This is a genomic window from Bdellovibrio sp. HCB117 (assembly GCF_047305915.1).
Lineage (GTDB): Bacteria > Bdellovibrionota > Bdellovibrionia > Bdellovibrionales > Bdellovibrionaceae > Bdellovibrio > Bdellovibrio bacteriovorus_B.
The window spans coordinates 2,359,447-2,385,992 of record NZ_CP178622.1; the positions used below are offsets into that span (position 1 = coordinate 2,359,447).

General features: G+C 46.9%; 22 protein-coding genes. 13 read left to right on the forward strand and 9 right to left on the reverse strand.

Annotation, left to right across the window (positions count from 1 at the left end; translation table 11 throughout):
- Nucleotides 1-25: 25 nt before the first annotated feature.
- On the reverse strand, nucleotides 26-697 hold the full coding sequence (locus tag ACLWBD_RS11195) for a PilZ domain-containing protein (RefSeq protein ID WP_413568223.1): 672 nt from the start codon (nucleotides 695-697) through the stop codon (nucleotides 26-28).
- 128 nt (nucleotides 698-825) lie between these two features.
- Here ACLWBD_RS11195 and ACLWBD_RS11200 point away from each other — a divergent pair, with 128 nt between their 5' ends.
- Together ACLWBD_RS11200 and ACLWBD_RS11205 are read left to right on the forward strand one after the other, a co-directional pair.
- A complete protein-coding gene (locus ACLWBD_RS11200; RefSeq protein WP_253696274.1) occupies nucleotides 826-1,989 on the forward strand; it encodes a hypothetical protein in 1,164 nt (387 codons plus the stop codon).
- Between the two features lie 8 nt (nucleotides 1,990-1,997).
- Entirely contained in the window at nucleotides 1,998-2,654 is a 657-nt protein-coding gene (locus tag ACLWBD_RS11205) for a hypothetical protein (RefSeq protein WP_063204485.1), read from the forward strand.
- A 70-nt stretch (nucleotides 2,655-2,724) separates the two neighbouring features.
- Here ACLWBD_RS11205 and ACLWBD_RS11210 read toward each other — a convergent pair whose 3' ends face one another.
- Genes ACLWBD_RS11210 through ACLWBD_RS11230 form a run of 5 tightly spaced genes read right to left on the reverse strand, consistent with a single transcriptional unit; the run spans nucleotide 2,725 to nucleotide 8,250 of the window.
- Complete coding sequence (locus ACLWBD_RS11210) at nucleotides 2,725-3,204, reverse strand: YceI family protein (protein ID WP_063204486.1); 480 nt, start codon at nucleotides 3,202-3,204, stop codon at nucleotides 2,725-2,727.
- A gap of 45 nt (nucleotides 3,205-3,249) precedes the next feature.
- A complete protein-coding gene (locus tag ACLWBD_RS11215; protein WP_063204487.1) occupies nucleotides 3,250-4,269 on the reverse strand; it encodes a c-type cytochrome in 1,020 nt (339 codons plus the stop codon).
- Between the two features lie 15 nt (nucleotides 4,270-4,284).
- Nucleotides 4,285-4,995, reverse strand: a complete 711-nt coding sequence (locus tag ACLWBD_RS11220) for a hypothetical protein (RefSeq protein ID WP_253696275.1) — start codon at nucleotides 4,993-4,995, stop codon at nucleotides 4,285-4,287.
- Between the two features lie 2 nt (nucleotides 4,996-4,997).
- Nucleotides 4,998-6,683 carry a hypothetical protein gene (locus ACLWBD_RS11225; RefSeq protein WP_413568224.1) on the reverse strand — a complete coding sequence of 562 codons (1,686 nt, stop codon included), beginning with the start codon at nucleotides 6,681-6,683 and terminating at the stop codon, nucleotides 4,998-5,000.
- 13 nt (nucleotides 6,684-6,696) lie between these two features.
- On the reverse strand, nucleotides 6,697-8,250 hold the full coding sequence (locus tag ACLWBD_RS11230; RefSeq protein WP_413568225.1) for a hypothetical protein: 1,554 nt from the start codon (nucleotides 8,248-8,250) through the stop codon (nucleotides 6,697-6,699).
- A gap of 194 nt (nucleotides 8,251-8,444) precedes the next feature.
- Between ACLWBD_RS11230 and ACLWBD_RS11235 the strand changes: the two genes are divergently transcribed.
- Nucleotides 8,445-9,278 carry an outer membrane beta-barrel protein gene (locus ACLWBD_RS11235; RefSeq protein WP_081112083.1) on the forward strand — a complete coding sequence of 278 codons (834 nt, stop codon included), beginning with the start codon at nucleotides 8,445-8,447 and terminating at the stop codon, nucleotides 9,276-9,278.
- Between the two features lie 12 nt (nucleotides 9,279-9,290).
- Nucleotides 9,291-10,961: a BNR-4 repeat-containing protein gene (locus ACLWBD_RS11240; protein ID WP_413568226.1), complete on the forward strand. Its 1,671-nt coding sequence runs from the start codon at nucleotides 9,291-9,293 to the stop codon at nucleotides 10,959-10,961.
- Nucleotides 10,962-10,968: 7 nt separating this feature from the next.
- On the opposite strand, the gene ACLWBD_RS11245 is transcribed toward ACLWBD_RS11240, so the two are convergent.
- Nucleotides 10,969-11,610, reverse strand: coding sequence for a hypothetical protein (locus ACLWBD_RS11245; RefSeq protein WP_413568227.1), 642 nt, complete (start codon nucleotides 11,608-11,610; stop codon nucleotides 10,969-10,971).
- 237 nt (nucleotides 11,611-11,847) lie between these two features.
- On the opposite strand from ACLWBD_RS11245, the gene ACLWBD_RS11250 reads away from it, so the two are divergent.
- The 3 genes from ACLWBD_RS11250 to ACLWBD_RS11260 all read left to right on the forward strand — a co-directional run bounded on the left by ACLWBD_RS11250 (nucleotide 11,848) and on the right by ACLWBD_RS11260 (nucleotide 15,120).
- Nucleotides 11,848-12,651 carry a S1 family peptidase gene (locus tag ACLWBD_RS11250; RefSeq protein ID WP_063204492.1) on the forward strand — a complete coding sequence of 268 codons (804 nt, stop codon included), beginning with the start codon at nucleotides 11,848-11,850 and terminating at the stop codon, nucleotides 12,649-12,651.
- 241 nt (nucleotides 12,652-12,892) lie between these two features.
- Nucleotides 12,893-14,608 carry a hypothetical protein gene (locus tag ACLWBD_RS11255; protein ID WP_413568228.1) on the forward strand — a complete coding sequence of 572 codons (1,716 nt, stop codon included), beginning with the start codon at nucleotides 12,893-12,895 and terminating at the stop codon, nucleotides 14,606-14,608.
- Nucleotides 14,605-15,120, forward strand: coding sequence for a hypothetical protein (locus ACLWBD_RS11260; protein ID WP_413568229.1), 516 nt, complete (start codon nucleotides 14,605-14,607; stop codon nucleotides 15,118-15,120). The genes ACLWBD_RS11255 and ACLWBD_RS11260 overlap by 4 nt, the downstream gene beginning before the upstream one ends.
- A 64-nt stretch (nucleotides 15,121-15,184) precedes the next feature.
- Here the strand turns inward: ACLWBD_RS11260 and ACLWBD_RS11265 are convergent, their stop codons facing one another.
- A complete protein-coding gene (locus tag ACLWBD_RS11265; RefSeq protein ID WP_413568230.1) occupies nucleotides 15,185-16,690 on the reverse strand; it encodes a flavin monoamine oxidase family protein in 1,506 nt (501 codons plus the stop codon).
- A 70-nt stretch (nucleotides 16,691-16,760) separates the two neighbouring features.
- Between ACLWBD_RS11265 and ACLWBD_RS11270 the strand changes: the two genes are divergently transcribed.
- The 4 genes from ACLWBD_RS11270 (at nucleotide 16,761) to mgtE (ending at nucleotide 22,417) form a co-directional block, all read left to right on the forward strand.
- Entirely contained in the window at nucleotides 16,761-17,351 is a 591-nt protein-coding gene (locus ACLWBD_RS11270; RefSeq protein WP_413568231.1) for a 2OG-Fe(II) oxygenase, read from the forward strand.
- Nucleotides 17,348-19,129, forward strand: coding sequence for an ABC transporter ATP-binding protein (locus ACLWBD_RS11275; protein WP_063204497.1), 1,782 nt, complete (start codon nucleotides 17,348-17,350; stop codon nucleotides 19,127-19,129). The genes ACLWBD_RS11270 and ACLWBD_RS11275 overlap by 4 nt, the downstream gene beginning before the upstream one ends.
- Nucleotides 19,122-20,999 carry an ABC transporter ATP-binding protein gene (locus ACLWBD_RS11280; RefSeq protein WP_413568232.1) on the forward strand — a complete coding sequence of 626 codons (1,878 nt, stop codon included), beginning with the start codon at nucleotides 19,122-19,124 and terminating at the stop codon, nucleotides 20,997-20,999. Before ACLWBD_RS11275 ends, ACLWBD_RS11280 begins: the two co-directional genes overlap by 8 nt.
- Before the next feature lie 77 nt (nucleotides 21,000-21,076).
- A complete protein-coding gene (gene mgtE, locus ACLWBD_RS11285) occupies nucleotides 21,077-22,417 on the forward strand; it encodes a magnesium transporter (protein ID WP_063204498.1) in 1,341 nt (446 codons plus the stop codon).
- 76 nt (nucleotides 22,418-22,493) lie between these two features.
- Here the strand turns inward: mgtE and ACLWBD_RS11290 are convergent, their stop codons facing one another.
- The gene (locus ACLWBD_RS11290; protein WP_413568233.1) at nucleotides 22,494-24,365 is read right to left on the reverse strand and encodes a S8 family serine peptidase; all 1,872 of its coding nucleotides are present in this window, start codon (nucleotides 24,363-24,365) and stop codon (nucleotides 22,494-22,496) included.
- A 155-nt stretch (nucleotides 24,366-24,520) separates the two neighbouring features.
- Here ACLWBD_RS11290 and ACLWBD_RS11295 point away from each other — a divergent pair, with 155 nt between their 5' ends.
- On the forward strand, nucleotides 24,521-25,129 hold the full coding sequence (locus ACLWBD_RS11295) for a DUF502 domain-containing protein (RefSeq protein WP_063204500.1): 609 nt from the start codon (nucleotides 24,521-24,523) through the stop codon (nucleotides 25,127-25,129).
- Nucleotides 25,129-26,544 (forward strand): hypothetical protein, encoded by a 1,416-nt coding sequence (locus ACLWBD_RS11300; protein ID WP_413568234.1) that lies wholly within the window; start codon nucleotides 25,129-25,131, stop codon nucleotides 26,542-26,544. The genes ACLWBD_RS11295 and ACLWBD_RS11300 overlap by 1 nt, the downstream gene beginning before the upstream one ends.
- Nucleotides 26,545-26,546 lie beyond the last annotated feature (2 nt).

The following is a 26,546-nucleotide window of genomic DNA, read 5'->3' on the forward strand; positions in this document are numbered from 1 at the left end:
AAAACTGGGGTGAGAAAGCTTAAAGCTAAACTTTCTGTAAATTTTGACTGTTTAACCACTGACGAAGCATCTCTTTATCTGAAGACGAGGTGCCTTCAAAGTGAACGCGGACATGATCGGCTTTCACATCAATGACTTTTGCAGAGCATTGAATATCGTTGATATCGGTGAACTGCAACGCGAGCTTGTCTCCGGCCTTGTAAGAAGCCCCACCAGGTACCGCGATACGCGCCCCCGTATAAGAAAGATCTAAAGTTTGCGTCTCGATTCCATTCAACATCACGGGCGTCGTAATAGAAAAGCGCTCTCCCGTTGGTGCGAACCAATTTTGACGTCGATCCAGGTAAGGATAGCGGAAAAAATACGATACGGTTCCCACAATAAAAAGAACCAATAAACAATCTAGAAGCTTCGCTGTGCTGATCAAAGGATCCACATGCTCCATGTCACGAATCAGACCGTAACCCGTGTTTAAGACGAAAAGAGCGCAAAGAACGATCCCTAAAAGCCACGAGGATTTATGACGAATCATCAAACTGACACCGGCACCGAAGATCAACAACCATCCCACCCAGCTAAAAATCTGAGTTCCTGTTCGCTGATACATGAGGATGTCCAACACGGGTGTGAGAATTAAGACGGCCGCAGCCATCTGCACTGTTCGAGGACGTTCTAAGGTGGTTGCTTTTGTTTCCATACAGGGTTTCTTATCGGAAAACAAAGCTTGAAGTTAAATCAATGTACCAAATTGAGACGGAACACACAGTGCGTTCAGAGGCAGATTTTTATTGATTCCCTCGACGCGTCCAATAGAATTTTCCCATCGTGATACATTATAAAATTACCTCCGCATTGATCGTATTGGCTTCCTTATTCACCTTTAAACAGGCCCAGGCTTATCCTGACTTTATTGGATATGCCTACTCTTCGTGCATTACCTGCCATTACAACGGCCTTGGTGGAGGCGCCCTGAATGACTATGGTCGCGCTTTGTATGCCACAGAGATCACGGCTCGTGATATTTACCCTAAGAACGTCGATGAGGAAGAAATTGCAGCTCAATCAGGATTCTTAGGAAAAAAATCACTTCCTTGGTGGGTGCGTCCCGGAATTAAATACCGCGGCCTGTGGTTGAAGATGGATCCAGGATCGCAAGCGACTTCCGAGCGATTCATCAACATGCAAAATGATGTGAATCTGACTTTCTTCTTCGACAAGAAACAGAAATACACTTTGGTCACAACACCTTCTTATACGGGCATCGAACCCTACTACGGGAAAACCAACACGTGGTTCATGAAGGAATACTATCTTCGCTACAAACAAAGCAACAACCTGTGGTGGTACGTCGGACAAATGGATAAAGCCTTCGGTCTGCGTAACGTGGATCACACCGCCGTCAATCGTCGCGTAATTACTTTAGGTCAATTCGACCAATCCCAAGGTGTTATCGCTCACTTTACCTACCCCGATTGGGACATCGCTGCGAACGTGTTCTTCGGAAACGGCGCTCAGGAAGAACCTGAAAAGCAAAAAGGTTACTCAATCACCGGCGAATACCAGGTTTTTGAAAAATTCAAAATCGGCGGCTCTTTCTTGAGTTCCGAAAGTGAACAGAGCAAATGGAATCTTTTGGCCTTCACCACGCGCATGGGTCTTTCCAAAGGTTCGGCGATCATGGCCGAAGCTGGATTTAAAGAGCGGACGAATAAACTATCTGGCGCCGATGCGATGTTAGGAACTTATGCTCTGGTTGAAACGCTTGTGAATGTGCGCCGTGGATACAATATTTTGTCGGTCGTAGAGCACAGCAAAGAGGACATCAAAAAATCCTCGCCGGAAGTGATGAAGTGGAGCTTAGGCGCGTTGATGTTCCCATTACCTCGCCTTGAACTTCGCGCCATGGCCACAAATGCCAAAGTCTACGCAGATCAAACAGGTTCGCAAGATGCCTGGGCTCTGCAAGGTCAAGTTCACGTTTCTTATTAGGAGAGGTCATGAAAAAGTTTATTTTATTTTTCTTAGTAAGCTCGTTGTTATCGACCTCTTTTGCTCAAGAAGAAGCGTCATCTGACGAAGAGGCCGCTGCGACTACGGAAGAGACTGCAGAAGCGGCCCCCGCCCCCTCAAGCACCGTGAAGGCGAAAAAAGTGACTTCGCGTGAAACTTGGGGTGTTAACGTCGCAGCCTTGCAGTGGAATGAAAAATTAAAACTGCAGCAAGGGCTCACGAGCGAAAGTGATAATGCCAATTACAACGGTATGATCGTCACGATTCAAAAAGAAGTGACCTACTACCGCTGGGGTTGGAACTTTGGCGCGTTCATCGGAGCCGGTCGTGCCAATGGTGGCGGAGACAACTCTTTGGATTACTCTGAAGGCAAAGTGGCGTTCACAGTTTACGGTGTCTCCCCTCGCGCGTTTTATCGTTTCTCGGGCAGAATCAATGCAGGGATTTCAGTGCTCGCTTTTATGAAGAACGCGGATTGGCCGGCAGCTTCCGGTCAAACTATTGACTCTGGTCGCAATATGAACGTGATGCCGATGGCGGATCTTAACATTCGTTTGTTTCAAAAGTGGGATTTCTATCAAGGCTTAGGGCCTTTGGCGGAAGGATCCACAATGTGGAAAGTCGGAGCCACATACCGATTCTAAAAAGGCTTTAAGAGAATTAAAAAAGGCGCAGTCGATAAACTGCGCCTTTTTATTTTGTGATGTCGAAAATCTATTTCACAGGAACAGCGACATGAAGAGTCACTTCATCTTCAACGCCAACACCCATGTAGTTGATATCGCTGATTCCAAAGTCAGACAAAGTCAGTTTGAAATTCGCTTTCAAAGTTTTGCCTTCTACTTTGTATGTGCCTTCAACGTCTTTTTCTACGCCCTTGATTTTGATTTTGCCTTTACCTTTACCGCCTTTACCCGTTGCTGACACTAGAACAGCCTCTGGGAAAGCTTTTGTATCCAGGTGCTTTTGCGTGTGCTTGTCACGAAGCTCAACACCGGTTTTTAGCGTGCGAAGATCAACGATGATATTTTCCGCAGAAACTTCGTCACCCTTCACTGTCGCTTGGCCTTTTACAGAGCCGGTCTTCGCTTTGAAATCCCCCATCGGATTTAGAATCACATCTACAGTGACACTTTGAGCAAAAGCTGCGCATGATAAACTTGTTGTTAAAAACAAAGTTGCTAAAAACTTCATTAGAAAAATCCCCCTAAGTTCAGTGATTGTTTTAGTTCAATTAAATTATTTAATGCTATTGATCCAGTCAGCGATGGCCTGCACTTCCGCCGCAGAAATGCTTCCGCCTGAAGGCATGCTTTTCGCCCCACCGCCCGAAGATCCTTTAAGTACGTTGTACAACGTCGAGCCCTCGGCATTGCCTTTGACTACCCAACCATTAGAAAGCGCTTTATTCTCGGTAAGGTTCACCAGGTTCGGAGCATTACCGCCCGACTTATGACAGCTCACGCACTTCGCATCGTAAATTGCTTTTGCGATGATAAACTTAGGATTCACTTCGTCTTCACCCGTTGAAGATCCCGGAGCTGTCAGACTTGGATCCCAAATCACATTCGCAATCATATTGTTGTTCGCGACATAGCGAGACATGACGTTGAGTTCTTGATTCGTCAACTTACCTTCTTTGTAATAGCTATCGCCACCAAAGACCATGTACTCATAAACCTGTCCGCCTACTGGAGCAGCGGACACACTCTTAGCGACCACCGAAAAGTCTCCGGGTGCGATCGAGGATTTCTGCACAGTTCCCGTTTGCAAAATACCGTTAATCATTAAAGAAATTTCTCCGGCCTTCATACCGAAATTGGCACCAAGGACCATTTGATCCCCACTCGCCGGAAGATTTGATTCAATGTATTCCGTCCACGTGCCCGCACCACCGCTGCTGGAACGAACCGCGCGAACTTTGCCGCTGGCAACGTTGATATAAGTCTCTTCGTTCGCGGCACCCGATGACACGGTGATAATTTTTCCTGTGGCTTTTCGGTCTACGGCGACGATCACAGACCATTGATCTGCAACCCAGAAACCTTTATTCACGAAATTAGGATTGCCCGGCTTCGACCAAGCATTCAAAGATTCGGAATCCAAAAGAGCAGGGATCGTCTTTGAGTCGAGCTCAAAGATACCTTGTTCATAGATCACTTGATCCTGCAAAGCAAAGTCACTGCAATTCTGAAATGCCACTACCAAACCGGTCATGGCCCCGACTGCAATAATGCTTTTTTTAACCCCCACGAACATTCTTCCCCCGAAAACCTATTGTAATTGCCAACCTGGCGATTCGCAAACTTGAAGAGCCAAAGCTCGCCATCTTTCAAGTGGCGTCTCGTTCTTGGCCAACAAAGCCCGGTCCAAATCTAATAAAGAGTTCACAATCAGCTCCGAAGCTTCATCTCCCCGATAAAACAAAGCGTAGACCTGACGTATTGTATCTGCCGTGGGCGCCGTTGCTCGATTGGTTAGCTTTTCTAAAATCGCATTCACACCTTGGTCCATACCGAGCACGTTCTCGCAGAACTGCACACGGAAAGACTCCCGAACGGTGTTGTCATCGGTCGTGATCGGAAGATTGGAGTTAGAGATATCCCCACCACAATCGCGACCTGAATAGGAACCATAAGGATTACAACCTAAGCCGTACTGAGCTCCGCGATTGATGATCCATTGATTGATCAGGGCTTCTAAATTGGGAACTGGTGTCGCTGAACTCGTGAATATTTCGCGCATTAAATCCGCGACGTATTCCCGATTCACCACCAAAGTTTTTTGTGTAGGCAACAGGACTTCTTTTTGCGCCGGATGCGATTGGTCCGTTGAACCCTCCATACCCATGGAAAGATTCATCGAAGCCATATCCAAAGTTTCAAAACCGCCCATGCCCATCTGACCACAGTTTTGATACATCTGAGTCAGGACTAAACCGGTGATCGCTAAAGTAAAGATTTTTGTTTTTTGCGACTTCAACATCTTTACCCCACAATCTTTGCTGTTTTCATAACACGCAGGCTGTTGCCTGAAAGTTCAACCAAGGGCGCTGCCAAGTTTTCGTAAGGATTTTTTGGTACACGTAAAAGAGCTGCCACCGTTGAAGCTGCCATCGTCGGTGTGGGGCGACCCGCTTGATTGTAACCATCAATTGCGGCTCCAATACCTTGAGTCCCCGTGTAACCACCGCCATGACCACCTTTACTGATGTTGCCGACGACATAAGGACCATTCGAGAAAGCGCCCGTGTAGACACTCGTGACCATTTGATTGAAACCATGGTCACTGCCCGTTCCATTAGCGCGGGCACTGCGATTGAATTCAGAAATAATTTGCACAACAGTTTCAGACCATAGATCTGTGTTGTTCACTTTTGTTTTCTTCAATTGATCAATCAACTCTAAAAGACCTGCCGCCAACGCGCGATAGTAAGCTGTCGTCAAAAGCACGGCCGGGATAGCGCCGGTTTCGTGCATGTCTTTAATACCCGTATGCGCCATCGTGACACCGTTTGCGGCATCACGCAAAGTCACGTTGTTCAAGTCACCGACTTGAATGTTGAGTGAACTGACCAGACCTTCTTTTAAAACATACTCTGCTAAGGCCAAGCCTTCGCTCAAACCACCCGATTCAGTCATTGTTGAAACGGCACTTCTCATATCAAAATCGGGATGCACTGTAAGACCACGATTTCCGTCAGCCACGTGCACACGCCAGAAATTTCCTTGGTCCGAAATCAAAGGAATATCACTGATACCGACAAGACCTGATTGGCGCATGCTGGATTCAATGATGCTTTTGTATCTATTCACGGCACTTGTCCAATATCCATCGATATTGCCGATGCCTTTTTTCATAAGGTCTGAAGCATTAGAAAGATTTTTTGCTAGAACGGTAGATCCCGCGAAATCGGACTGAGCATAAGCACGTAAGCGCGCTTGCGCTAAATCGAAGGCATCACGGTTGCGAGTCTTTAAGTCACGACCTTTTACACGGCCCCCTTGAGGACCACCAAAGCCTTCAAGCAAGGAATGCAAGGGACTGCCGGTAAGTTTATTGAGCGCCTTACCTTTTAAAGACATGTAATTTCCGTAAGCTCCACGGTTCGGCCACTCCACCGCCTCAAAAGTTTTTGAAGAATAGTCGGCCGCTAGACCCATCACTGAAGAAACACCACCCACAGGTGCTTGCTGAACCGTCGCATTGAACGGATGGCCGTCAAAGCCCGTACCGAAGCCGCGAATTACCAGCATGTGTTTAAGAAGATCTGTTAAAGGACGTTGTCCCGCACTGCTATTCACCGTGTGCGAAAACATGTGAGGAACTAAAACACCATTATAATTAAACGAACTGTATTCAACACCCGTGACTCTGCCACCCGAGCTCACGTATTTCGTCGCCACCATCGGATTAAAATCCAATTGCGTGTCGGAAGGATTGGTTCTCATCCAAGCGTCAAAAGTATAACGAAGAGGTCCCCCTGCCATCAAAATATTGATGTAGTTACGAGCTCCTGCTGTGCCGTTGGCTTCAGCTTGTGCTTCATGAATAAAGCCTGTGCTTAACACATTCAGCAGACGCTCAAGCGGAGTCGGAATTAAAGCTGTCGCACCGATAACGGCGCCACCAGCCATAAAACCCCTGCGTGAAAAATTATTTTCGTCCCCCATTGTGTCCCCCGGTTTACTGCTCTCGGAAATTCGTTTCTTTATAGTACTTCGAAGACATGATTCGTTTGATCATGCGACGAACGGATTGGGAATCGCGAAGCTCTGCCCCCAAAGCTTCCACGAACTCGCGGTCCGCTATAGATTCGCTGGATAATTTTCTGTTCAATTCTGCGTTGGCTGGATTTGAACGGTCGTAAAGAGCGACTTGGATACCTGTGAAGTACTCGAAGTATCTTTTTGCCGCACAATTATAATAGTCCGGCGTATTCGCCATCGCCTCGCCCAACTGCGCAACTCCATTCACAGGTTTATCAATCAAAGTTCCTGTCATTGATCTAAAGAACAAGCGACCCGTTGGTTGTTGACGATGGAAGTTCGCCACAGGCTCTGAAGGCCAGCCAGCGACGGAAGGCAAATCAGGTTTATAAGTCACCATGTGCAATGCGGTTTTAGAATGCGTGCGAGATCCTTCACTCATGACGAAGTAATCAGAACCTGCCATCACCACATTGCGAGTCGTGTAGGCCATAGGATCTAAAGTCGCATGGCACATCACACAGCTTGCAGAGTTTCTAAATGGTGCAGAAGAATTTCCAACCACCATACCGCGAATGTCAGATTCACGCAGCGCCGGCAACTCTTGGCAAAGAAAAGAGTTCATATTGGTTTGCGACCAGCGACGGGGAACTTTCGTTGTTCCATTCGCCTCAAGTCCACGGCCATGACCATAGTTCAAAAGAATATAAATGGGTGTTCCTAAAACACCACCACCTAAGGTGGCGTTTAGATTGAACGAGTGATTCAATCCTTCCTGCTCATTTCCACGACGATCGGCACCGAGTGGCTGCAAGCTGACGTTGGGAATCATCACGCTCTCGCTTTTAATACGAATCCCCACCAATTCACCGACTTCAATTTTAGGTAAATTCAGGAACATGGAATTTGTCGTATCCGAGTTGCCGTTAAAGCCGCCCGTCAATGCACGGAAGTTAAAAAGATTTTCGTTAAAGCCTGCGTGATTGCCGTAAAGGCGACGCGCTGGAAAATTCACATTCCAGCCAATTTGACTGCGAACAGCCGCGTTTTCCTCTCGCTGGGCGTGCACGCCCCAACCCAAAGTTAGAACGTCTTTATACTCGGCCCCACGAGCAAACATGGCGCGAGTCAAAGCTAGACCTGGCTCTGTGGAGTCATAGATATCCATAGTCCCACGAGCCAACTCCTCGTTGTATTCTTGGATTTGTTCCACGGAGTTTGCAGAGAACCATGTGCGATGAAAATTATAGAAGTTATTAAGAACGGCTCTAGCTTCTTTATCATTGCGATTGATCAATGGACCCGAAGCATCCAGCTCGGCCTTATCCAAAAGACTGTTGCAGGCATCCAAGGCTTTCACCTTCCCTGCTTTGATCTGGATCATCGTAGCGTGTTTAAGTGGTACGGGCTTACCCGTTAGCTGAGTATAGCAACGATTAAAGAGCGCCGCCTCAGACAAAGTCTGAGCCGATGACGAAACTGCCGCCAACAGCACCATAACTGTACCGGTAATAAAATGTGTCACGGTCATTCCCCCGAATTCTTCCGCTCCCTAATAGTATCGGATGGTTAAGGTAAAAGACGACCTCGCTTCTTAAATTGAGACATAAATATTTTGAATACGTGTTCCGCGGAGGAAACCTAAGTAAATTTATCCGGATTTTAGGGGTAACAGAGGGTCTGGTTTTCCTTTAGTTTCATTTTGATTCTGACGATAGTATCACTATGAAAATCATCATTACAGCACTGCTATTATCAGCCCTTGTTTCACCAGCTTATGCGATTCGCACCCTCAGTGTAAAAAAAGACCGCGTCCTTCTTGATCTTGAAGGAGAATCTGTGCAAGCCGGTGAAAAATTGGGAGTTCGTGATGGTGATGGTAAAGCGCGCGCCCTTCTTGAAATCAAACAAGTCAAAAACAACCGAGCAGTCGCCGCGATCCTAAAAGGTTCGATGAGTCCTGACTTTTCCATCGAAAAGCTTTCTCGTGGCGCAAAGTCTTCGCAAACTGCGAGCCGCGCGCCGAAATCTCAATCTGCTTGGGGATTGACTGCGGGTTACGCCATGAACACGATGACTGTAAAACCAACGGGCACTTCAAGCATCTCTCTTTCCGGAAATAGCTTTAATCTTTCGGGCTTCTATCAAATGCAACTGGACGGCAATATCAGTGCTCGCATTTTGGGTGGGTATGAATCCTTGCAAGCTTCTGGCACCTCTTCTGCGGCTTCATGTACGGGCAGCTCAGACTGTAAGGTCGAAATTGGCTACTTGGGTGTTGAAGCCTTGGTTCGTTATACTTTCTTAAAAACGAAGACTATGGAATTCAACGCCGCCGCGGGTTTAGGATTCCTTTTTGCCATGAATAAAAGCAGTAACGTTCTAGACACCAGCAAAATTTCCACAAATCAAACCATCGTGGTGTCTGCAGGAATGGACTATCATCTTAACCGCAACAATTTTATTCCGGTTCAACTTGATTACGCTATGTACCCGGACAACAACACATCTTCCGCAAAACAAATCATCCTTCGCGCGGGATATGGATTTAACTTTTAGTTAGGTTGATAAATGAAAAAACTGGTTTGTGCAGCGCTTGCTCTGACAGCGATGGTGGTTTCTTTTAAACTGCTTCGCCCCAGTTCGTCCATTGAAGGCTCGGGCTCTTTTTCATCTTTGAATAAAAACAAATATGCTCCCTTAAAGCTTCCTGCTTTTCCTAAGACCGGATTGAATCAATTCAATTCTCCTGCAGAAGTCGCGAACTTTTTAGAAAGTTATCACGAGCGCAAAGTTTTTGCCTGGGAGCCAGGTTATCCCATTTACATCCCCGCCTTTGACAGTTTCAATCGACCTTATTTTCGAAGTCACGAGCGCAGCCAGACGGCACCACTCGCGAGCGGATTTAAAAAATATCAACACGGCGTTTGGATGGACTTGCCCTTTGATATTTCCGCAGTGAAAAAACATTTTCCGAATTCCACCGTGGATGAGATCGCTTCCATGAACCGACAAGATCTGATCTGGGACCCAAAGATGGCGGTCTTTGATAAAGACGACATTCTTTACAGCGTCGTCCGTATCAAAACCAAAGACTCAGCGAACAAACACTATGTTCTGATGTACTCAAAGGATCACGGGAGCACTTGGAAAAGTCAGGTTCTTCTAAGTTCTTCAACCCTTCCTGAATGGTACGACCTTGAAAGACCTTACACTTCAAAACCTCTGCCGGGTCCGCCGGCTTTCTTGTACTTTCAAGCTAGCGGCAAAGTCTCTGGTTACGAAAGTGGATTTGAATACTGGCAAGGAACTGTTGGAACCTTGACGCTGCAAACGACTTCATTTGATAAAAACGGAGAGCTGGTCGCTGACACTCCCCTCACCCTGAGTACAACAGCCCAGCCCATCGGTTATCGCAGTGGCAGTGCCGTTAAACTTCTGCGCGCCGGCGATAAATATTTTGTCGTCTGGCTAGAAGCCACTTTGGATCACAAGTTAGAAAAAAATCAAAGAGGCCGTCCTACGAATACGGTGCCCGATAAAAATGGCAATCCCTATTCAGGAATTTGGGTTGCAGAGTATGACGTCAAATCCGGATTGATCAGGAAAAAAGAAATTCTTAAAACCTGGCCTTTGAATGACAACCACAATCAGCCCGGCATTGTGCGCTCAAGCCAAGGAATCTTGCACGTTATTGGCGGATCGCATGGTGGCCACTTCACATATACCTCGTCGACAAAAGCAGACTCCATCGATACTTGGTCCGCACCGCAATTTGTGAACACGACGGACAGTGGGTATAGCGCGAACTTCAATATTCCTGGTGTTTCTGGCGGCAGCCAAACTTATGTCTCTTTCATCATCGACAGCAACGACAAGCTTCATGTTGCTTATCGCCTGTGGGCTTACGATAAGTCCCTTTTTGACTTTGAATATTTCGGAGCACTGGCCTACCAAACGGCGGAGCTTACAAGCGAATCGAATCTTTACAAATGGGGTGCTCCAAAGATTTTGGTCTACCCGAATGCGCAAGAGTACACGCACTTTTATCAGGTAATGACCATTGATCGTCGCGATCATCTTTACTTAGAGTACAGTCAGATGCGTCCCTATGCGCCTTACTATTTCAAGACTCCATCCGGAGAGGCTATTAACACCTCAGCCATGCAGAACTCCGCCTTACTGAAAACCAGTGACGGCGGACATTCTTGGCATTTGGTGGAGGATGAGGATTTTCGCTAATTAATTTCTAGCGCACACTTCGACAGTTGCGAAGTTCGACGGATCTGTATCCGATCTTTTGCTGACACTTTCTTTGCACTTGAGCTTGCGCGCGCACAGCACTTACAGCTTCTGCCGCAAGATTCGTGAAGTAATTTACTTGGTACGCGTTCGCGCGTCCCCAGCATTCACACTCGACCATCACAAAGTTCTGTGGTGGTGTCACCTGTGACATCGTCACCTCATCAAAGCCATTCAAACCACAGCGGTGCGAGTAATCACATCGCACTTGCACTAGAAATTTATCTTTGATTTTCGAAACACTCACCGACAAAGAAAGCGTCGCAAGCTCCGTCAAAAAAGGCGGTAACATCGGATATTCGACGGTGGATCCCACAGGCACGATGACTTCATGAGGAAAACCAGCAAAGGACGATGCGCAATTGACAGTCCCAACAGCGGCGACCGGAACCTTGACTTGATCACCCGTCACTTCAAGGGCCAGAGTGCGGGACGATTTTGGATAGATATAGTTCTGAGTTCCTTCATAGGTGCAAGCGGGCCCATACTGTGGGTACTCACTGCGTGCCACTACTTCCATATTTCCCTGAACCACTTCAGCAAAGGTGATTGTTGGTAACAAAAATAGAATCGTTAGAATCGCTTTCATAAAACCCCCGGGGCCGATCACTATCCCAAATCCTGAGGACTTTTCAACCAAGATGCCCAGGGTCATTGCGAGGCACATGAAATTTGCTCCCTCTAACACCGCTAGGTTCGAGTTGAGGGACAAAGAAGTGTCAATTTTTTGTCCTACGAGAGAATGTTTTCACCTCGCACGAAAGAACTTACCACCACGTCAAAATTTGATAAATGTGGGCGGTTCTTTTCGAATCAAGGAGTCTTTATGTTTAAAAAGCTATCTCTTACTTTGGCCGTCGCATTAACATTAAGCGCCTGTGCCGAGACCGCTCAGCAAGCGCAAGTGGAATTAAGTGGCCAACAAAAAGGTGTCATTGGTGGCGATAAAGTAGAAGCAAATAGCCGCATCAGCCGTTCGACCGTCGGTCTTTATGACGAAAATGCTAAAGCCCTTTGCACTGGAACTTTGATTGCACCAAATCTTGTTTTAACAGCTGCACACTGTATCGATCCCACATCGGATAAAATGGTGGTTTTATTCGGTCAGGAATTTAAAAATGCTGACGCTTCTCAACTTCGTCGCGTCGTTAAAAAAGTTCAGCACAAATTCTATGGTGAGATGAAGGCAGAAGACATGTACGACATCGCCATGCTTCGTTTTGAAGGTACGGCTCCCGCGGGTTATGCTCCAGCTCCCCTTCTTTCGGACTTCTCTGGCATCAGAAAAAACACAGAAGTGGTTGTTGCAGGCTTTGGTTTGAACTGGGCTTGGGGAGTTAAAAAAGGGGCTGGCACTTTGCGCACAACCACTTTGAAAGTGAAGTCTCCCATGAACGGCTCTACCGAAATCATGTTAGATCAATCACTTCGCCGTGGTATTTGCAGCGGTGACTCTGGTGGCCCTGCTTATCTTGATGTGAACGGTCAGCTTTATCTCTTGGGTGTTGCAAGTCGCGGCGATTCTTTGCCGATTCCGTTGACTCCGGATTGTTTTATTCTTTCCGTTTTCACTCGTGTTGATGCCCATGCCGACTGGATCAATGAAACAGCTCTTGAGTTGCTGAAATAATCTTTTAAAAGTCCTTTTTTCTTAGTGGAACCCCGGAAGCAATTTCGGGGTTTTTTATTGTGATCTCGCTAGTATATCTCTGTCGGAACAGACTGCCCTTTTGGGGCCCCTGTCTCAATTTTGGACACCCGTCTAAAAGCTCTCCTCCATCGTATTGGAGCTAAGGCCTATAAAGCATTGGAACTTTCATTGCACCAGGCCCCTTTGGATCATAGCCCCTACACGAACGAGGTTTAACTATATGGTACGTCGGCTTCAAACATCGCGCATGTTGATTCCCCTGCTACTGTCGTTGCATGGCTTTACTGCCTTGGCTGCGGACTTGAGTCCTCAGATTGCGAACAAGCACCTCTTGCCTAAAGCAGTGCAAGTGCAAGTCACGCAACGTGGAATGAAGTACTTTGATAACCGTTTGAGCGATCTATTAGGAAACCTCGGTGTGAAGCTCGATGAAGGTTATTTCCCGGCGATGAGCTATACTTTTGAAAAGCCCATCAACCCTGATGATTTTAAAGACTCCAATCCTGAAATGGTAAAAATGTATGCGCAAGTTCGCGACCTTCTGACTCAATGGTTGGTTGGTTTTTCAATGGACGAACACCGCCCTACGATTGAGATCGGCGAGTCCGGCTATATCGCCAACTTTTCTCGTTTCGGCTTGGTGACGGATGAAGCCCTGATGAAAGCACTGGGAAAGCGCGACGGCGCGGTTTTGGCTATCGAACTTGAAGTCAAAAAGCTTTCTATTGCCACTCACTCTGTGAAAGCTTGGGATATGAATAATGAATTTCTGGGTCAAGTGGGCCTGGAAGATGTTTCGATCACTGCGGGTGACGACACGACTCCTTTGAAAATTCGTCTTCCGTTCTACATTCGCTCCAACGCCAATGGAGGGTTGGATTTTGAAGCCTTAGAGATTGACAACAATCTTTCGGAAACTCCCATTGCTTACCAATACAAAAAATTGATCGTTCCGCAAATCGCGGTTGAAATTAACGGAAAAAAGTTTCAACTCAACACCGCTCAACTTGATGCGATGTTGATGGAGCAGGCGCCGGTCATCCTTCAAAAAGTCCGTGAAAGCCTGGGTGACTTTGCTCGTAAGCAATTGCCCGAACTTTTGAATCAAAAAGCCAAAGAATTTTTAAGTGGCTCTTTGGAGCAGGTTCAAGACATGGTTCCACCTGGAACTGAAGAATACGACCGCCGCCCTAACTTTAAATGGGGTTTAAAACTTCAGAATATCAATTTGAAAAAGTCTTTGAATATTGAGCTGACGGCTTACGTTGAGGATCCAATCAATCCTCAAAGTCGCCCGGTGGCATCCAACGGTCCTCGCGGTCTTCCTCAAGTCAATTTGCTGCCGCAGGAAAACTACGACCTTGCCTTGACGCTGGATCGCGCTTTGATCAACCGTGTTTTGCAGTTAAGTTACGAACGTAAAAACTTTGAGACCATCCGCCAATCCAACGGCACCGTATTGAAGCTGAAGGCGGCGCCAACGATTGACTATGTAAAAACTCCAGCCGGCGCGGTCTTAAAGCCACAGGAGGCTTTCGTAAAACTGCATGTTTCAGTTGAAAATGAACCGGGTCATATCGCTCTTAAAGATAAAATCGTGATTGATTTCGACATCATTGCAAAATTACGCCAGTTGAGCGATAAGTCCGGCATGCAGCTGCAGTTGCATTCCATCGATGTGGACTCTTTGGTTATGGACAACAAATACCTTTCACTTGTGGGTAAGCTGATGCCAGGCAAAGTGCGCGAAGGTGTGAAAGAACGACTGCGTGAGCAAAGTGCAGGCTGGAAAACTGTGGATGAAGTCATCCCGGGAAGTTTGCCTCTTCCACCTGTGATTTTAGGAATTAAATTGGATATCAATCGCGTTGCTGTCGATCCAAACGGTCACATCGTTATGTATCTGGACTACGCGAAAACAGGAGCTAAAAAATGAGATCTCTAAAACTCATCGTCATCAATGCGCTAACTCTGATCATCGGTCTGGGTTTGATGAGTGGTTCTGTTTCCCAAAGAAGTGCGGAAGCCGCTCGTTTTGAAACCATCCCTTCACTTCAAGTCAATCGCTTGGGGAATTTGCGTGGACAGTACCTGACAGTTCTTTACGCTGTCGGTTCCCGTCCGTTTATTTCTACGGACTCTTCGCAAATCACGATCTCTCAAGTGAAAGAGTCACGCACGGTTTATATCTCTGCGGACTCGATGTCTTTGCCTTCGGTGCAAGTTGAAAAAGAAGGTTTCCGTCCTTCTTACAACATCATCGTCTTTGTTGTTTCTCCTCAGCCGAACTATAGCTGGGTGAACGCGGATGGTTCAGCACCTCAAGGTATGAGTATCACAAACAACCGCATGAGCTCTTTGATCAATGCGATCAACAAAACAGATGTTGATAGTTTTGTCGCCGCCCAAGGCGAGGCTGGAACTCTGCAAGTAAATCTTGTGAAATAAAATTTCCGAAAAACACAGGGCGATGGTGAAAACCATCGCCCTTTTTTATTTGGAATACTGATTCTTAAACTTGAATTTCCGAGGCAGCACGAATGCCGCTGTCCAGGGCTCCGTGCAAAGTTCCCGCAAATCGAACGCTCGTGTGCTCGCCAGCAAACTGAAACCTTCCACCATACTCGGGTTCAGCGGCCACACCTTTAAATCGCATATACTGACCAGGTTTAAAGACCGCCATGGATCCTAAAGCCCATTTACGTTGCTGCCAGTTAGCAACTTCTGAAGCACCTTCTGAAATCACTGGAAGATCATTATAGAAAATATCCAGATCCTTCAACGCTTCCCCGGTCGCGGCGGCCCCGGCCTTGGCTCCGGAAGCTCCGGCACGCTGGAAAGTTAACAGACCTTGAGTCCCCTTCTGCGCTCGTCCCGAGTCCCATATTTTTTGAGTTACAAAATCTCCCGTAAAGTTTCCGACATTGGCAGGCACATTCCCACGACGATCACGCCAGAACGGAGAAGCAAACCCCAACGTGCCTTTCGCGTGTGTCGCATAGGCCTGCGACATGATGTTTTCTTTTTTCGCTTGAGAGAAATTTAAATTCTGAACGCCGTTGACCTCGCGCAGTTTTGAAAAAGGCAAGGTGCAGATTACATGTCTTGTCGTGAAAGTTTCTTTTCCTTCCGGCGTTTGGAAAGTAAGTTCAAAGGCTCCATCATCTTCCACGATTTCCGTTAAAGGACTGTTCAGCTTAACCACGTAATCGGGTATCACACCTGCAACCCGCGCTGACAATGTTTGCATCAGATTTGTGAGTCCCCCATCCATGCGATACACCGCTCGCCCCGCTAAAAGCGAACTTCCTTCCGCATCGAGAGTCGACAAGAAATGAAGAGCCGACTGGTCTTTCGCATCGACACCGAAACGGCTGACTGCTTGAGCTTCGATCAGTTGGAGCACCAACGGATCCACTTCACTTTTCCAACTATCCAATAGATCCGCTAAGGACAAAGAGTCATAATAGGCCGCTCGTTCAAACTGAAAAGAATTTCGATATGTCAGGATGACATCTTGTTCACGGTACAATTCGCTACGAATACGACGGAAAGGATTTTGCAAAGTTTTAAGACGTGCAGCGATGTCTTTCACTTTATAAACTTTTTTGTCGAACGAAAAAAGATGAGCTTCAAGTCCCGTCGCGGCCTTCACTTCGCTTGTCGGAATACTAAGCTCTTTTGCCAAGTCAAAGACGCGAGTGTGTGAGCTATCAAAAAACTCGGCACCTAATTCCGCAACGGGCCCTCCTTGCGGAAAGACGGTCACGGACTGAACACGCCCACCGACTCGTGATGAGGCCTCGAAAATACGGAATGGAATTTTGCGTTTTTTAAGTTCAAAGGCGGCAGAAAGTCCCGCCGCTCCCGCCCCCAGGATGACGACTTCATTTTTAAAATTTCTTTTATCGCCCATAAAATAGCGATCTAAGCTTGTGCAGCTGCTAAGTGCCATAGCTGACGTGCCTAGAGCAGAAACTTTTAAAAATTCACGGCGAGTAAAAGAACTTTTTGCCATCAACCCCTCACATGCATAGAATGGCAACACTTTGGCACAGAATCAAATCAATCTCATAAATCTAGAAAGAATGTTTGATGATTTAGCACAGAATAACTGGGCGGCTTCATCCACAGTTTTCACTCGAGAATTCTGCCAAAATCTTGCCCACGAGTGTCAAAAACTTCACTCGGAAGGAGCCTTTCAAAAAGCCTCGATCGGACGCGGAGTCACAAAAACAGTTCACACAGAAATCCGTGGTGATTTCACTCTGTGGATCGAAGAGGACGCCGCGACTCCTTTGCAGAAAGCTTTTCTGTCAAATCTGCAGTTGCTTTTACAAAAGCTTAATCAGGATTTTTACTTAGGACTGAAAAGATATGAAACGCATTTTGCTCTCTACCCACCGGGGACGGGCTATGATAAGCATATCGATAATCATCGAGGTAGCGGAGCAAGAAAGATCACTTTCATTCTGTACCTCAATGAAAGCTGGCAAAAGGGAGACGGTGGTGAATTGAGTCTCTATCAGCCTGATCAGGAAAATGTTCTGATCACTCAGATCGAGCCTCTGCTTGGCACCCTTGTTCTTTTCCGCAGTGACCTCTTCCCTCATCAAGTCGAGAAGAGCTTTCAACCACGCCTGAGTATCACAGGATGGTTTAGGGACGATGCATCATGAAGTCACTCTTTTATCAGGTCGTATTCACTCGTTTCTACGCGCGAGTTTTGATTCTTATCACGTCTCTTTTAGGCGCGGTGTTTGGATTGTTAGGTCCCTTCTTTCAAAAGGAATTCATTGATCAACTGACGGGACAACAAGGGCATTTGCACCTTGTGGATTTCTCAAATCCCCTGACCTATGTTCTAGGTGCATTCTTCTGCGTCTTGATTGCACAGGCGTTTTCGCAACTGACGAACTATCTAAGCATCCGCGAGTCTTTGCATATGCAAAAGGTTTTTGCGCAAAGACTTTATGAAAAAACCTTGCACCTGCGAGTCGACACAATGAGTGGCAAACCTGTGGGTGAAATCGTTTCTTTATATGCAACGGACGTGCAAGGGGCGACGGTGTTCTTAGATCAAACCTTGCCTGCCGGAGCCTCGACTCTTTTTCCATTGATCTTGGCTCCATTTGCGATCTCGATTCTGTTTGATGTTCCTATTTGGCCGACCGTCCTTTTGATGTTCGCGATTGCGACACTGAATACCTTCATGGCGTTTCGCCAGTCGAAGTTCTTTTTTAACTTTAAGCAATTAGCAGCAGAGCGTATCGGACTTGTGAATGAATGGATTCAAAATATTCGCACCATCCGCATTCTGGGATGGATTCGTCACTTTGAAGCCAACATTTTTGTAAAACGTGAAATTGAAACTCGCAATCGTGTTTTGATGGTGACCAATGGTCAGATCATGAACTCGATTTCTTCATCGATCACGTTTTTCTTAAACGTCGTCGCCTTAGGTTCCTTGGTGCTTTATACGAAACACCAAATGACAAGTGGCGAGCTTTTAGCGCTTCTTTGGATTGTCGGAGTTTTCTTAACTCGTCCTTTCCGCCAAATGCCCTGGTTCTTCACCTTCGCTTTTGATTCTTGGACATCGCTCAAACGTCTGGAAGATTTTCTTTCCACCAGAAACAATGAAACTAGTGGTGAAAAAGAACTTTCAAACCAAGAACGAAAACGCGAAGAGAAATTTGCGCTGCAAGTTCGCAATTTAAATCTGTCGATCAGTGGAAAACGCATTTTAAAGAACATCAATTTGGATGTGAAACACGGAGAGTTCGTCGCCATCGTAGGCGAAGTGGGTGCCGGAAAATCCATGCTTCTGCTTTCCCTGTTGCGTGAAACCGGAGCCAGTTTTGAGACTTATCACTTCGGTGAAAAAAATGCGCTAGAGATGACCTTAGACGAAGTGCGTGCTCAATATGCGTACGTGCCTCAAGAAGGTTTCATCATGAACGCGACTTTACGTGAAAACGTGGCCTTTGTTTATGACATCGAACCCGAGCGCGATCCGATGATCGAAGAGTCTTTAAAACTTGCGCAGTTTGATTTAAACACGGAACGCGTTGAAAAAGGTTTAGCGACTGAAATTGGCGAACGCGGTGTGAATCTTTCCGGAGGTCAAAGACAGCGCGTGGGACTGGCGCGCGTGCACTTTCATAAGGCCCCGGTTTTACTCTTGGATGACTGTTTGAGTGCCGTTGACGTTGACACCGAACAAAAACTTTTTGAACAGCTTTTATTAGGGGCTTGGGCAGAGCGCACGCGCCTTCTGGTCACTCACCGCTTGAGTGCGCTTCACCAAGTGGACCGTATTTTATTTATGGAAGAGGGGCAGATTGTAGATTCGGGAACTTTTGAAGAACTTTTGGGAAGGAATCAGAAATTCCGTGAATACACGACAACCGTAGCCAAAGAAGCCACGCAAAAGACAGAGGTGAGTCATGTCTAAGAAAAAAGTGACAAACCCCAGCGTGAAAGCGAAATACCTTTCTGACGGTGAAGTCCGCAAGGAAGGTGGTTATAGCCAAAGCCTGTACGAGACTTTGCGTTTCTCCTACGGTCCTTTTCTTTCGCGCATCCTGGTTTGCCTTTTCATCGGCTTTATCGGGCGCGGTCTGCTTTTAGCCAACACCAACGTCATTGGTTATTGGGTAGATAATCTTGTTGGTAAAGAAACGCCTTTGAGCGGTTTCACCTCAGTGCAGTTTATTGTTCTTTTAGGGGTCATGGCGGCAAGTGGCTTTGTGATGACTTTGATATTCCGTGTGGGATTTTCACGATTGTCAGCCAAAGCGATCTCGAGCTTTTACGATGAGGTGACTTTAAGAACGTCGCGCCTGCCGATGAGTTTTTTTGATAACACTCCCGCAGGACGTATCATCACGCGCTTTTCCAGTGATTACGGCAATATCTTCAGATTGTTCGGTGGCCCCTTGGCCGAATTTATATCCATCATTTTTGATCTTAGCATGATGGTGATTTTAATCACGGTGGCTAATCCCATTTATCTGGCGTTCGTTCTTTTCATTGGTGTGATGAACTTCTTGGTTTATAAACTCAACCAACAAAGACTGCGCACCTCGCGCCGTGAACTTTCGGCCAGCCGGTCACCAAGTATTGCTCACTTTGCTGAAACCACTCAAGGGGCAAGCACCATTCGCTCTTTCCGTCGTCAGAAATCCTTTGCTGAGCGCTTTGAGCGCCTGGATCGCTACTTCCTGACGCAAAAAATGAATACGACGAAACATCTGATCAGCTTTTCATTTCAAATGAACAGCCTGACGGCACTGCTGCTTTTAGTGACTGGTGTCTCTGCGTATTTCATGGTGGAAAAAGGTTGGGCCACCGTGGGTTCTGTCGGTGTGGCATTCAGCTTTATCGCGCTTTCAGGTAACACCGTTCAAATGTTCTTTGAGTGGTTGACACAATTTGAAGAGGCGATGATCGGTGTCGAGCGCCTGGACCAATACATGCGCATGCAGATTGAAAACGGAAGCCACCTGCCCGCCTCGGCGAAGTTTGCCACAGGACACCCGGTGTACTCCGAGTCTGTTGAAAAATATCTGCACAATCGTCGTTTAACAGAAGATCGCAGTGCCTCAGTTCAAGTGAAGGATGTCTGGTTTAGATATCGTGAGGACTTACCTTGGGTTCTTAAGGGCGTGAATTTTGAAGTTAAAGCCGGTGAACGCTTAGGTATCGTGGGTCGCACGGGCTCTGGGAAGTCCAGTTTGATTCAAGCCCTGTTCTATCTTTATCCCATTGATAAGGGCCATATCTCTATTAACGAGCATCTTCCAAAATTCAATCAAGATGCCACGGGTGTCGATCTGAATCTTTATCGTCAATCCATGGCATTTATTGCTCAGGAGCCGATTTTATTCCAAGGGACTTTAAGGTTTAATCTGGATATCAAAGACTCTTTGCCCGATGAGCGCTTGATCCAAGTGATCGAGCAAGTGGGTCTGGGCGATTGGTTGAAGTCACACCCTGAAGGCCTGATGATGAGGATTGAAGAACGCGGTAAGAATCTATCTTTGGGTGAACGCCAATTATTATGTATGGCTCGCTGTCTTTTGCAGGAATCTCCGATCGTGATCATGGATGAGGCGACAAGTTCTGTGGATCCACAATCGGAAGAGATTTTAGTGAAAGCGACGGAAGAATTTTTCTCGGACCGAACACAATTGATCATAGCCCACCGTCTTTCGACTTTAGCGAAGTGTGATCGCATATTATGGTTGCAGAATGGCGAGATCGTCGCCCTGGGACCGACAGAAGAAGTGCTTCCTCGCTTTAAAAAAGCAGAACTGGTCTAAAAAATAAGTTTGCGGCTTCCGATGAAAAGGGGTATTTGTCGGACACAGATTTATTTTGCAACTAGCGGAGCGCGGTGATGGAAGACAACAACCAAGCACACGACGAAATCCAGGAACAAGACTCTCTGATGAGTCTGACTGACACGTGGTCAGCATTGAGCCCCGATGAACGTCGTGAAAAGTTCAAAGAACTGCCGCGCACCGAAGCTGAAGAGTTGTTTCTAAGCCTTAAGACCCATGACCAGGCCGAACTGATCATGGAAGCCGCTCCGCTTGAAAAACGTTCTTGGATTCGTCTTCTCGCCCCGGATGACGTGGCCGATTTGATCCAGGAAATGGGTTCTGATTACCGTGACGAACTTCTAGCTCTTTTAGACCCACAAACAAAACGTGAAGTGACAGCCCTTCTGGCATATGCGGAAGATGCGGCCGGGGGTCTGATGAGCTCTCGTTTCGTCCGTCTTCGCCCCGACATGACGGTGGATGAAGCCATCACCTACATTCGTATTCAGGCAAAAACTCACGTTGAAACGATTTATTACGCTTATGTTTTGGATTCAGATCAAAAACTTTTGGGCGTGGTCTCTTTCCGCGAGTTGTTTTCAGCCACTCCAGGAAAACGCATTTCTGAAATCATGCACACCGATGTTCTTAAAGTCCCGGTCGAGATGGACCAGGAACAAATCGGTCGTATTTTCTCTCAACAAGATCTGATGGCCGTTCCGGTTGTTGATGAAAACGGCATCATGAAAGGTATCGTTACGTTCGATGACGTGGCGACAGCCATTCAAGAAGAAGCCACTGAAGATATCCATAAACTCGGGGGGGTTGAAACCCTGGACGCGCCTTATTTAAAAATCTCGATGTTAGAGATGATTAAAAAACGCGGCGGTTGGCTTTTGATTCTCTTCTTAGGTGAAATGTTCACAGCCACAGCCATGGCTTATTACGAAGATGAGCTGGCAAAGGCCGTTGTTCTTTCGATGTTCATTCCTTTGATTATTTCCTCGGGCGGTAACTCAGGTTCTCAAGCCTCCACTCTGGTGATTCGTGCTATCGCTCTAGGCGAGGTGCGCGGTCGTGACTGGTGGCGTGTTCTAGGGCGCGAAGTGCTGACAGGTTTAACACTCGGTTTGCTTCTAGGGGCCATTGGTTTTATTCGTATTCTTCTTTGGCCAAACCGCGAAAGCCTTTACACGGCTCACTACATGCTTGTCGCTGCAACCGTAGCTGCCAGCGTCGTCGGTGTTGTTCTGTGGGGCACGATCTCGGGATCCATGCTGCCATTCATTCTTAAGAAGGTGGGATTTGACCCCGCTTCCGCCTCGGCTCCGGCGGTTGCGACTCTTGTCGACGTGACGGGACTGGTGATTTACTTCACAGCGGCCAGCCTGTTCTTAACGGGCGTGCTCCTATAAAGAATTGATATTTTAAAAACAAAAAGGCTTCGTGGTTGCACGAAGCCTTTTTTGTTTCTTGAACTACATTCTTATACTAAGTCTTGATCAGACCCGATGTCCAATCGCGGATCATAGCCAGAGTTCCCTGTTTCGCGTTGGCAAACTGAACACCGTAGGCTTGGTTTTTCTCGCTCCACACGACTTGCCCTTGCACCTCGATGACTTCGTGGCCATCAGGACTTTGGATGCGCATCGTGACGATACCGCCCTTGTCCAGAGCTGCATCGGCATTGAACGACAAACCACCTTCAGAAATCGTGTTCACGTTACCCACGAGTTCGCGGTCACCCACCATAACGCGGATTTCGGAGCTCATTTTAAAGCGATCATACTTACGTTTATTTTTCGGATCACGAGCACGCAAGACTTGCCAGAAAGCCAGTGGCGCCATCAAAAGACCGATCACGACGGCCATCGCTCCCGCGCCACCACCTTGACCAGAGCCCGGGCCATTGTGTGTGACGGCTTTCACCAGGCCACAACCCGCACCGCCTCCACCAGGAGAAGAAGACGCTTGTTCGGTCAGATAATAAGGCTTGTAATCAGGTTGCATTGAAGAAGTAGTCGCCATTTGTTGCGACGTGCGGATCATTTCATACGCATCGATGCGCGCACTTGTGTAGACAAGGTTATTTAGATAGCTGTTTGCCGCACTTGTTCCTAAGATCAATTGTTTCATCTGGTAACCAGATAAAGACGGAGCTTCGCGGAAAGCCAATGCTGCGACACCGGCCACAAACGGAGCCGCCATACTTGTTCCTGACATTTTCATTGTCGTGTTACCAGGAACTGTACTTTCAATATATTCACCCGGACTTGCAATATGAACCGTCGAAGCACCATAGTTTGAAAATCCAGAGAGATCATCAAAACGCGTCGAAGAGGCTATCGAGATGTTACTTGGAACATCATAGTTCGCCGGATACATCGGAGAAGCATCGTTGTTATTTCCGTAGTTACCAGCAGCCGAAACAACCAGCACACGGCGGTCGTAAGCGTATGTGATCGCATCGTGAAGCGCGCGGCTGTAGTTACCACCACCCCAAGAGTTATTGATCACACGCGCCCCATTATTAATAGCGTAATAAATGGCACGGATGGCATTAGAAGTGGAACCCGATCCGTTTGCACCTAGGAACTTCAAAGGCATGATTTGGATTTTAGATTCTTGCAATGGACGAGCAAAAATATTTTGTCCCGTACCGACGACAATCCCCGCGACATGAGTGCCGTGATCATCGTCATCCATAAAGTTGTTATTGTTAGTAATAAAATTCCAGCCATTGATATCGTCGACATAACCATTTTGGTCATCGTCAACACCAGGAGTACCAGCCGCTTCCACCGGGTTCACCCACAAAGCACCTGTTCCACCTGAGTCATAAGACTTAAAGACATCATGGTATCTATCAAGACCTGTGTCCACGACAGCCACGACGACTTTGCCATTTTGAGCACTCAAAGGTGTGATAAGAGGCCACGCACCGGCGATCCCTGTTGAAGCATTGGACTGCGAATAGACATTTGAATCCGTCGCTGCAAAACTGGTATTTGCGAATTGCTCATAGGTCAAACGCTCCACAGGCTCGTTCGGAGTGATTTCTGTTTTATCTAAAATATAGTTCGGTTCGATGTACTCGACATCGGGGTCATTTTTCAGGGCCTCAAAGTTGGTTTTTTCCTCGGCACCGGATTTCATCGTGACTTGCATGATGTCGAGCCCCGGAAAACTGGCCTTCATCGAAGCCTTACCTAAAAGCTTCGTTTGAGCGATCGCAGCCCCCCCTGAAGAAGCCTTAAACTTAATAAGGTACTCCCCAGGAACAACCCTAGGTTCGTTCTGCGCGAATGCCGCAGAGCTCAGAAGACTGTAAGAAATAAATAGACCGCCTAGAATCCGTTTCACCGGTTCTCCTTTGACCCTTTTCTTGTCGGTCGGAAGTCGGGGGTTGTTTAGTGAAAAAACTGTCTCATTGTGAGAATGCGCAAGGTCTTGAAGAGCCTCGACTTAGCTGATATTTAAAATGAACCGATACGCGAACAAAGACGGGACATCCAGCTATGAAACAACTTCAGAAAATCTTCTTGCAAGGTCTTGTGACTTTCTTACCGATAGCGCTGACGATCTACATCATCTACGCCGGTATTGCTATTGTCGATAGCTTCTTAGGAGATGCTCTTCGCCAAGTTCTTCCAATTTACATTCCAGGTTTGGGTTTCCTGCTGACGGTGATTCTGATTTTCCTTTTGGGACTGATGCTGAACAACCTTCTTGCGGGCGGTATCTTTTCAAAAATGGAACAGCGCCTGACGCAAGTTCCGTTTATCAAAGCCATTTACTCTCCCCTGCGCGATTTGATGAATCTGTTTTCTAAAGGTGGAGGCCCCGGCGGATTACAAAAAGTGGTCTTGGTCGATCTGGGCGACACCGGCATTCGTGCCCTAGGCTTAGTCACTCGTGAAAATTTCCGCGACGTTCCTGCTATTGAACAAAACGCCGATGATCGCATCGCCGTTTATATTCCGATGAGCTATGGTTTAGGGGGATTCACATTGATGGTTCCTCGCTCTCGCATGACTCCACTGGATATGCCGATTGAAAAAGCGATGAGCCTTGCCATCACCGGTTGGGTGAAAGCAGATAGCAAGCCCGAAGGAGAAAAGAAATAATGTCTGAAGCTCCGGCGGTAGAAACCACTTTAGGTAAAGCACTGAAGATCAATAAAGACCTGACTCGCTATGGGGCTTTTGCCGAAATCGGCGCCGGTCAAGAAGTCGCTCGTCATTTCTTTCAAGCTGGAAAAGCTTCGCAAACTATTGCCAAGACGATCTCTGCTTACGACATGATTGTCAGTGATGATATCTATGGTCGTGAAGCCAACGGACGTTACGTCTGTGAATCTCGGCTGCAAAAAATGTTGGGTCACGAATATGATCTTCTAGTGGACCGCCTGGCCGACACTCGCGGTAAAAACACGTGCTTTTTTTCTTTCGCGAACACAGTCGCAACAGCATCTTCGGGAAGCAATAAACAGTCTCACGGCTGGATGGGCGTGCGCTTTCAAACAGAGCCCAATGGTCCATCGAACGATATCATTTTGCACGTTCGCATGTTGGATCGTCACCGACTGCAACAACAGGAAGCCTTGGGCGTCTTAGGTGTGAATCTTTTGAATTGTGCATTTTATGGTCTCGATAAAGTGACAGAGTTCATTCCTCACTTGGTCGAAGGACTTAAAGAGGGTCAGATCATCATCGATGTCATTAAATTCAATGGCCCTGCTTTAAAACACTTCGATGTGCGCTTGATGAACTTAGAGCTTGTACGTCGCAAGCTTGCGGAAGCTATTTTGTTCTCTCCGCAAAATGAGATCTTAAATGTCTCTGACGCCATTTATGGAAAGTCTTTATTGATTCAACGAGGCACATTCCGCCCCGTCACCTCCACTCATCTTGATGTCTTCCAAAAGGGCCTTGCCCAGATGAAGGGCGATGTCCGCCAGAGCGAAGGCAAAGATCTGGATGTACTTCCGATGATGGAACTCACTATGCACAACTTGCAAATGGATGGCCATCTTAACGAAAAAGACTTCCTAGACCGCGTTGAAACTTTGACGAGCTTGGGCTTTCACGTTCTAATTTCGAACTTCTTCTTGTTCTACAATTTAAAAAGATTCATTCGTCGCTACAATCCGCACTTCATGGCATTGGTCGTCGGCGCTTCTCACTTGGAAAAGCTTTTCACTGAAGATCACTATAAAAACCTAGAAGGCGGACTGCTAGAAGGACTTGGAAAATTGCTTGAGCAGAAAACCAAGGTCTATATTTATCCGCACAAGACATCCCAAGTGTGTTTAACCACGAAGAGTTTTTTTCCGGCTCCTCACCTGCGCCATATCTATGCTTACTTTACGGAAAACAAACAGATCGTGGATATTTCTGGCTGTGATGAAACGGCAGACTATCTACACTCGATTGATGTGATGAAGATGATCGAAGATGGCAATGCCGCTTGGGAAAATCTTGTGCCTGCCAGCGTTCGTGACCTTATCAAAGCAAAGCAGCTTTTCGGCTATAAAAAGTAAGA

Coding starts and splice junctions, on each gene's coding strand:
- ACLWBD_RS11195 (WP_413568223.1), bottom strand. CDS start 697: ATGGAAACAAAAGCAACCACCTTAGAACGTCCTCGAACAGTGCAGATG.
- ACLWBD_RS11205 (WP_063204485.1), top strand. CDS start 1,998: ATGAAAAAGTTTATTTTATTTTTCTTAGTAAGCTCGTTGTTATCGACC.
- ACLWBD_RS11210 (WP_063204486.1), bottom strand. CDS start 3,204: ATGAAGTTTTTAGCAACTTTGTTTTTAACAACAAGTTTATCATGCGCA.
- ACLWBD_RS11215 (WP_063204487.1), bottom strand. CDS start 4,269: ATGTTCGTGGGGGTTAAAAAAAGCATTATTGCAGTCGGGGCCATGACC.
- ACLWBD_RS11220 (WP_253696275.1), bottom strand. CDS start 4,995: ATGTTGAAGTCGCAAAAAACAAAAATCTTTACTTTAGCGATCACCGGT.
- ACLWBD_RS11225 (WP_413568224.1), bottom strand. CDS start 6,683: ATGGGGGACGAAAATAATTTTTCACGCAGGGGTTTTATGGCTGGTGGC.
- ACLWBD_RS11230 (WP_413568225.1), bottom strand. CDS start 8,250: ATGACCGTGACACATTTTATTACCGGTACAGTTATGGTGCTGTTGGCG.
- ACLWBD_RS11235 (WP_081112083.1), top strand. CDS start 8,445: ATGAAAATCATCATTACAGCACTGCTATTATCAGCCCTTGTTTCACCA.
- ACLWBD_RS11240 (WP_413568226.1), top strand. CDS start 9,291: ATGAAAAAACTGGTTTGTGCAGCGCTTGCTCTGACAGCGATGGTGGTT.
- ACLWBD_RS11245 (WP_413568227.1), bottom strand. CDS start 11,610: ATGAAAGCGATTCTAACGATTCTATTTTTGTTACCAACAATCACCTTT.
- ACLWBD_RS11250 (WP_063204492.1), top strand. CDS start 11,848: ATGTTTAAAAAGCTATCTCTTACTTTGGCCGTCGCATTAACATTAAGC.
- ACLWBD_RS11255 (WP_413568228.1), top strand. CDS start 12,893: ATGGTACGTCGGCTTCAAACATCGCGCATGTTGATTCCCCTGCTACTG.
- ACLWBD_RS11260 (WP_413568229.1), top strand. CDS start 14,605: ATGAGATCTCTAAAACTCATCGTCATCAATGCGCTAACTCTGATCATC.
- ACLWBD_RS11265 (WP_413568230.1), bottom strand. CDS start 16,690: ATGGCAAAAAGTTCTTTTACTCGCCGTGAATTTTTAAAAGTTTCTGCT.
- ACLWBD_RS11270 (WP_413568231.1), top strand. CDS start 16,761: ATGTTTGATGATTTAGCACAGAATAACTGGGCGGCTTCATCCACAGTT.
- ACLWBD_RS11275 (WP_063204497.1), top strand. CDS start 17,348: ATGAAGTCACTCTTTTATCAGGTCGTATTCACTCGTTTCTACGCGCGA.
- ACLWBD_RS11280 (WP_413568232.1), top strand. CDS start 19,122: ATGTCTAAGAAAAAAGTGACAAACCCCAGCGTGAAAGCGAAATACCTT.
- mgtE (WP_063204498.1), top strand. CDS start 21,077: ATGGAAGACAACAACCAAGCACACGACGAAATCCAGGAACAAGACTCT.
- ACLWBD_RS11295 (WP_063204500.1), top strand. CDS start 24,521: ATGAAACAACTTCAGAAAATCTTCTTGCAAGGTCTTGTGACTTTCTTA.
- ACLWBD_RS11300 (WP_413568234.1), top strand. CDS start 25,129: ATGTCTGAAGCTCCGGCGGTAGAAACCACTTTAGGTAAAGCACTGAAG.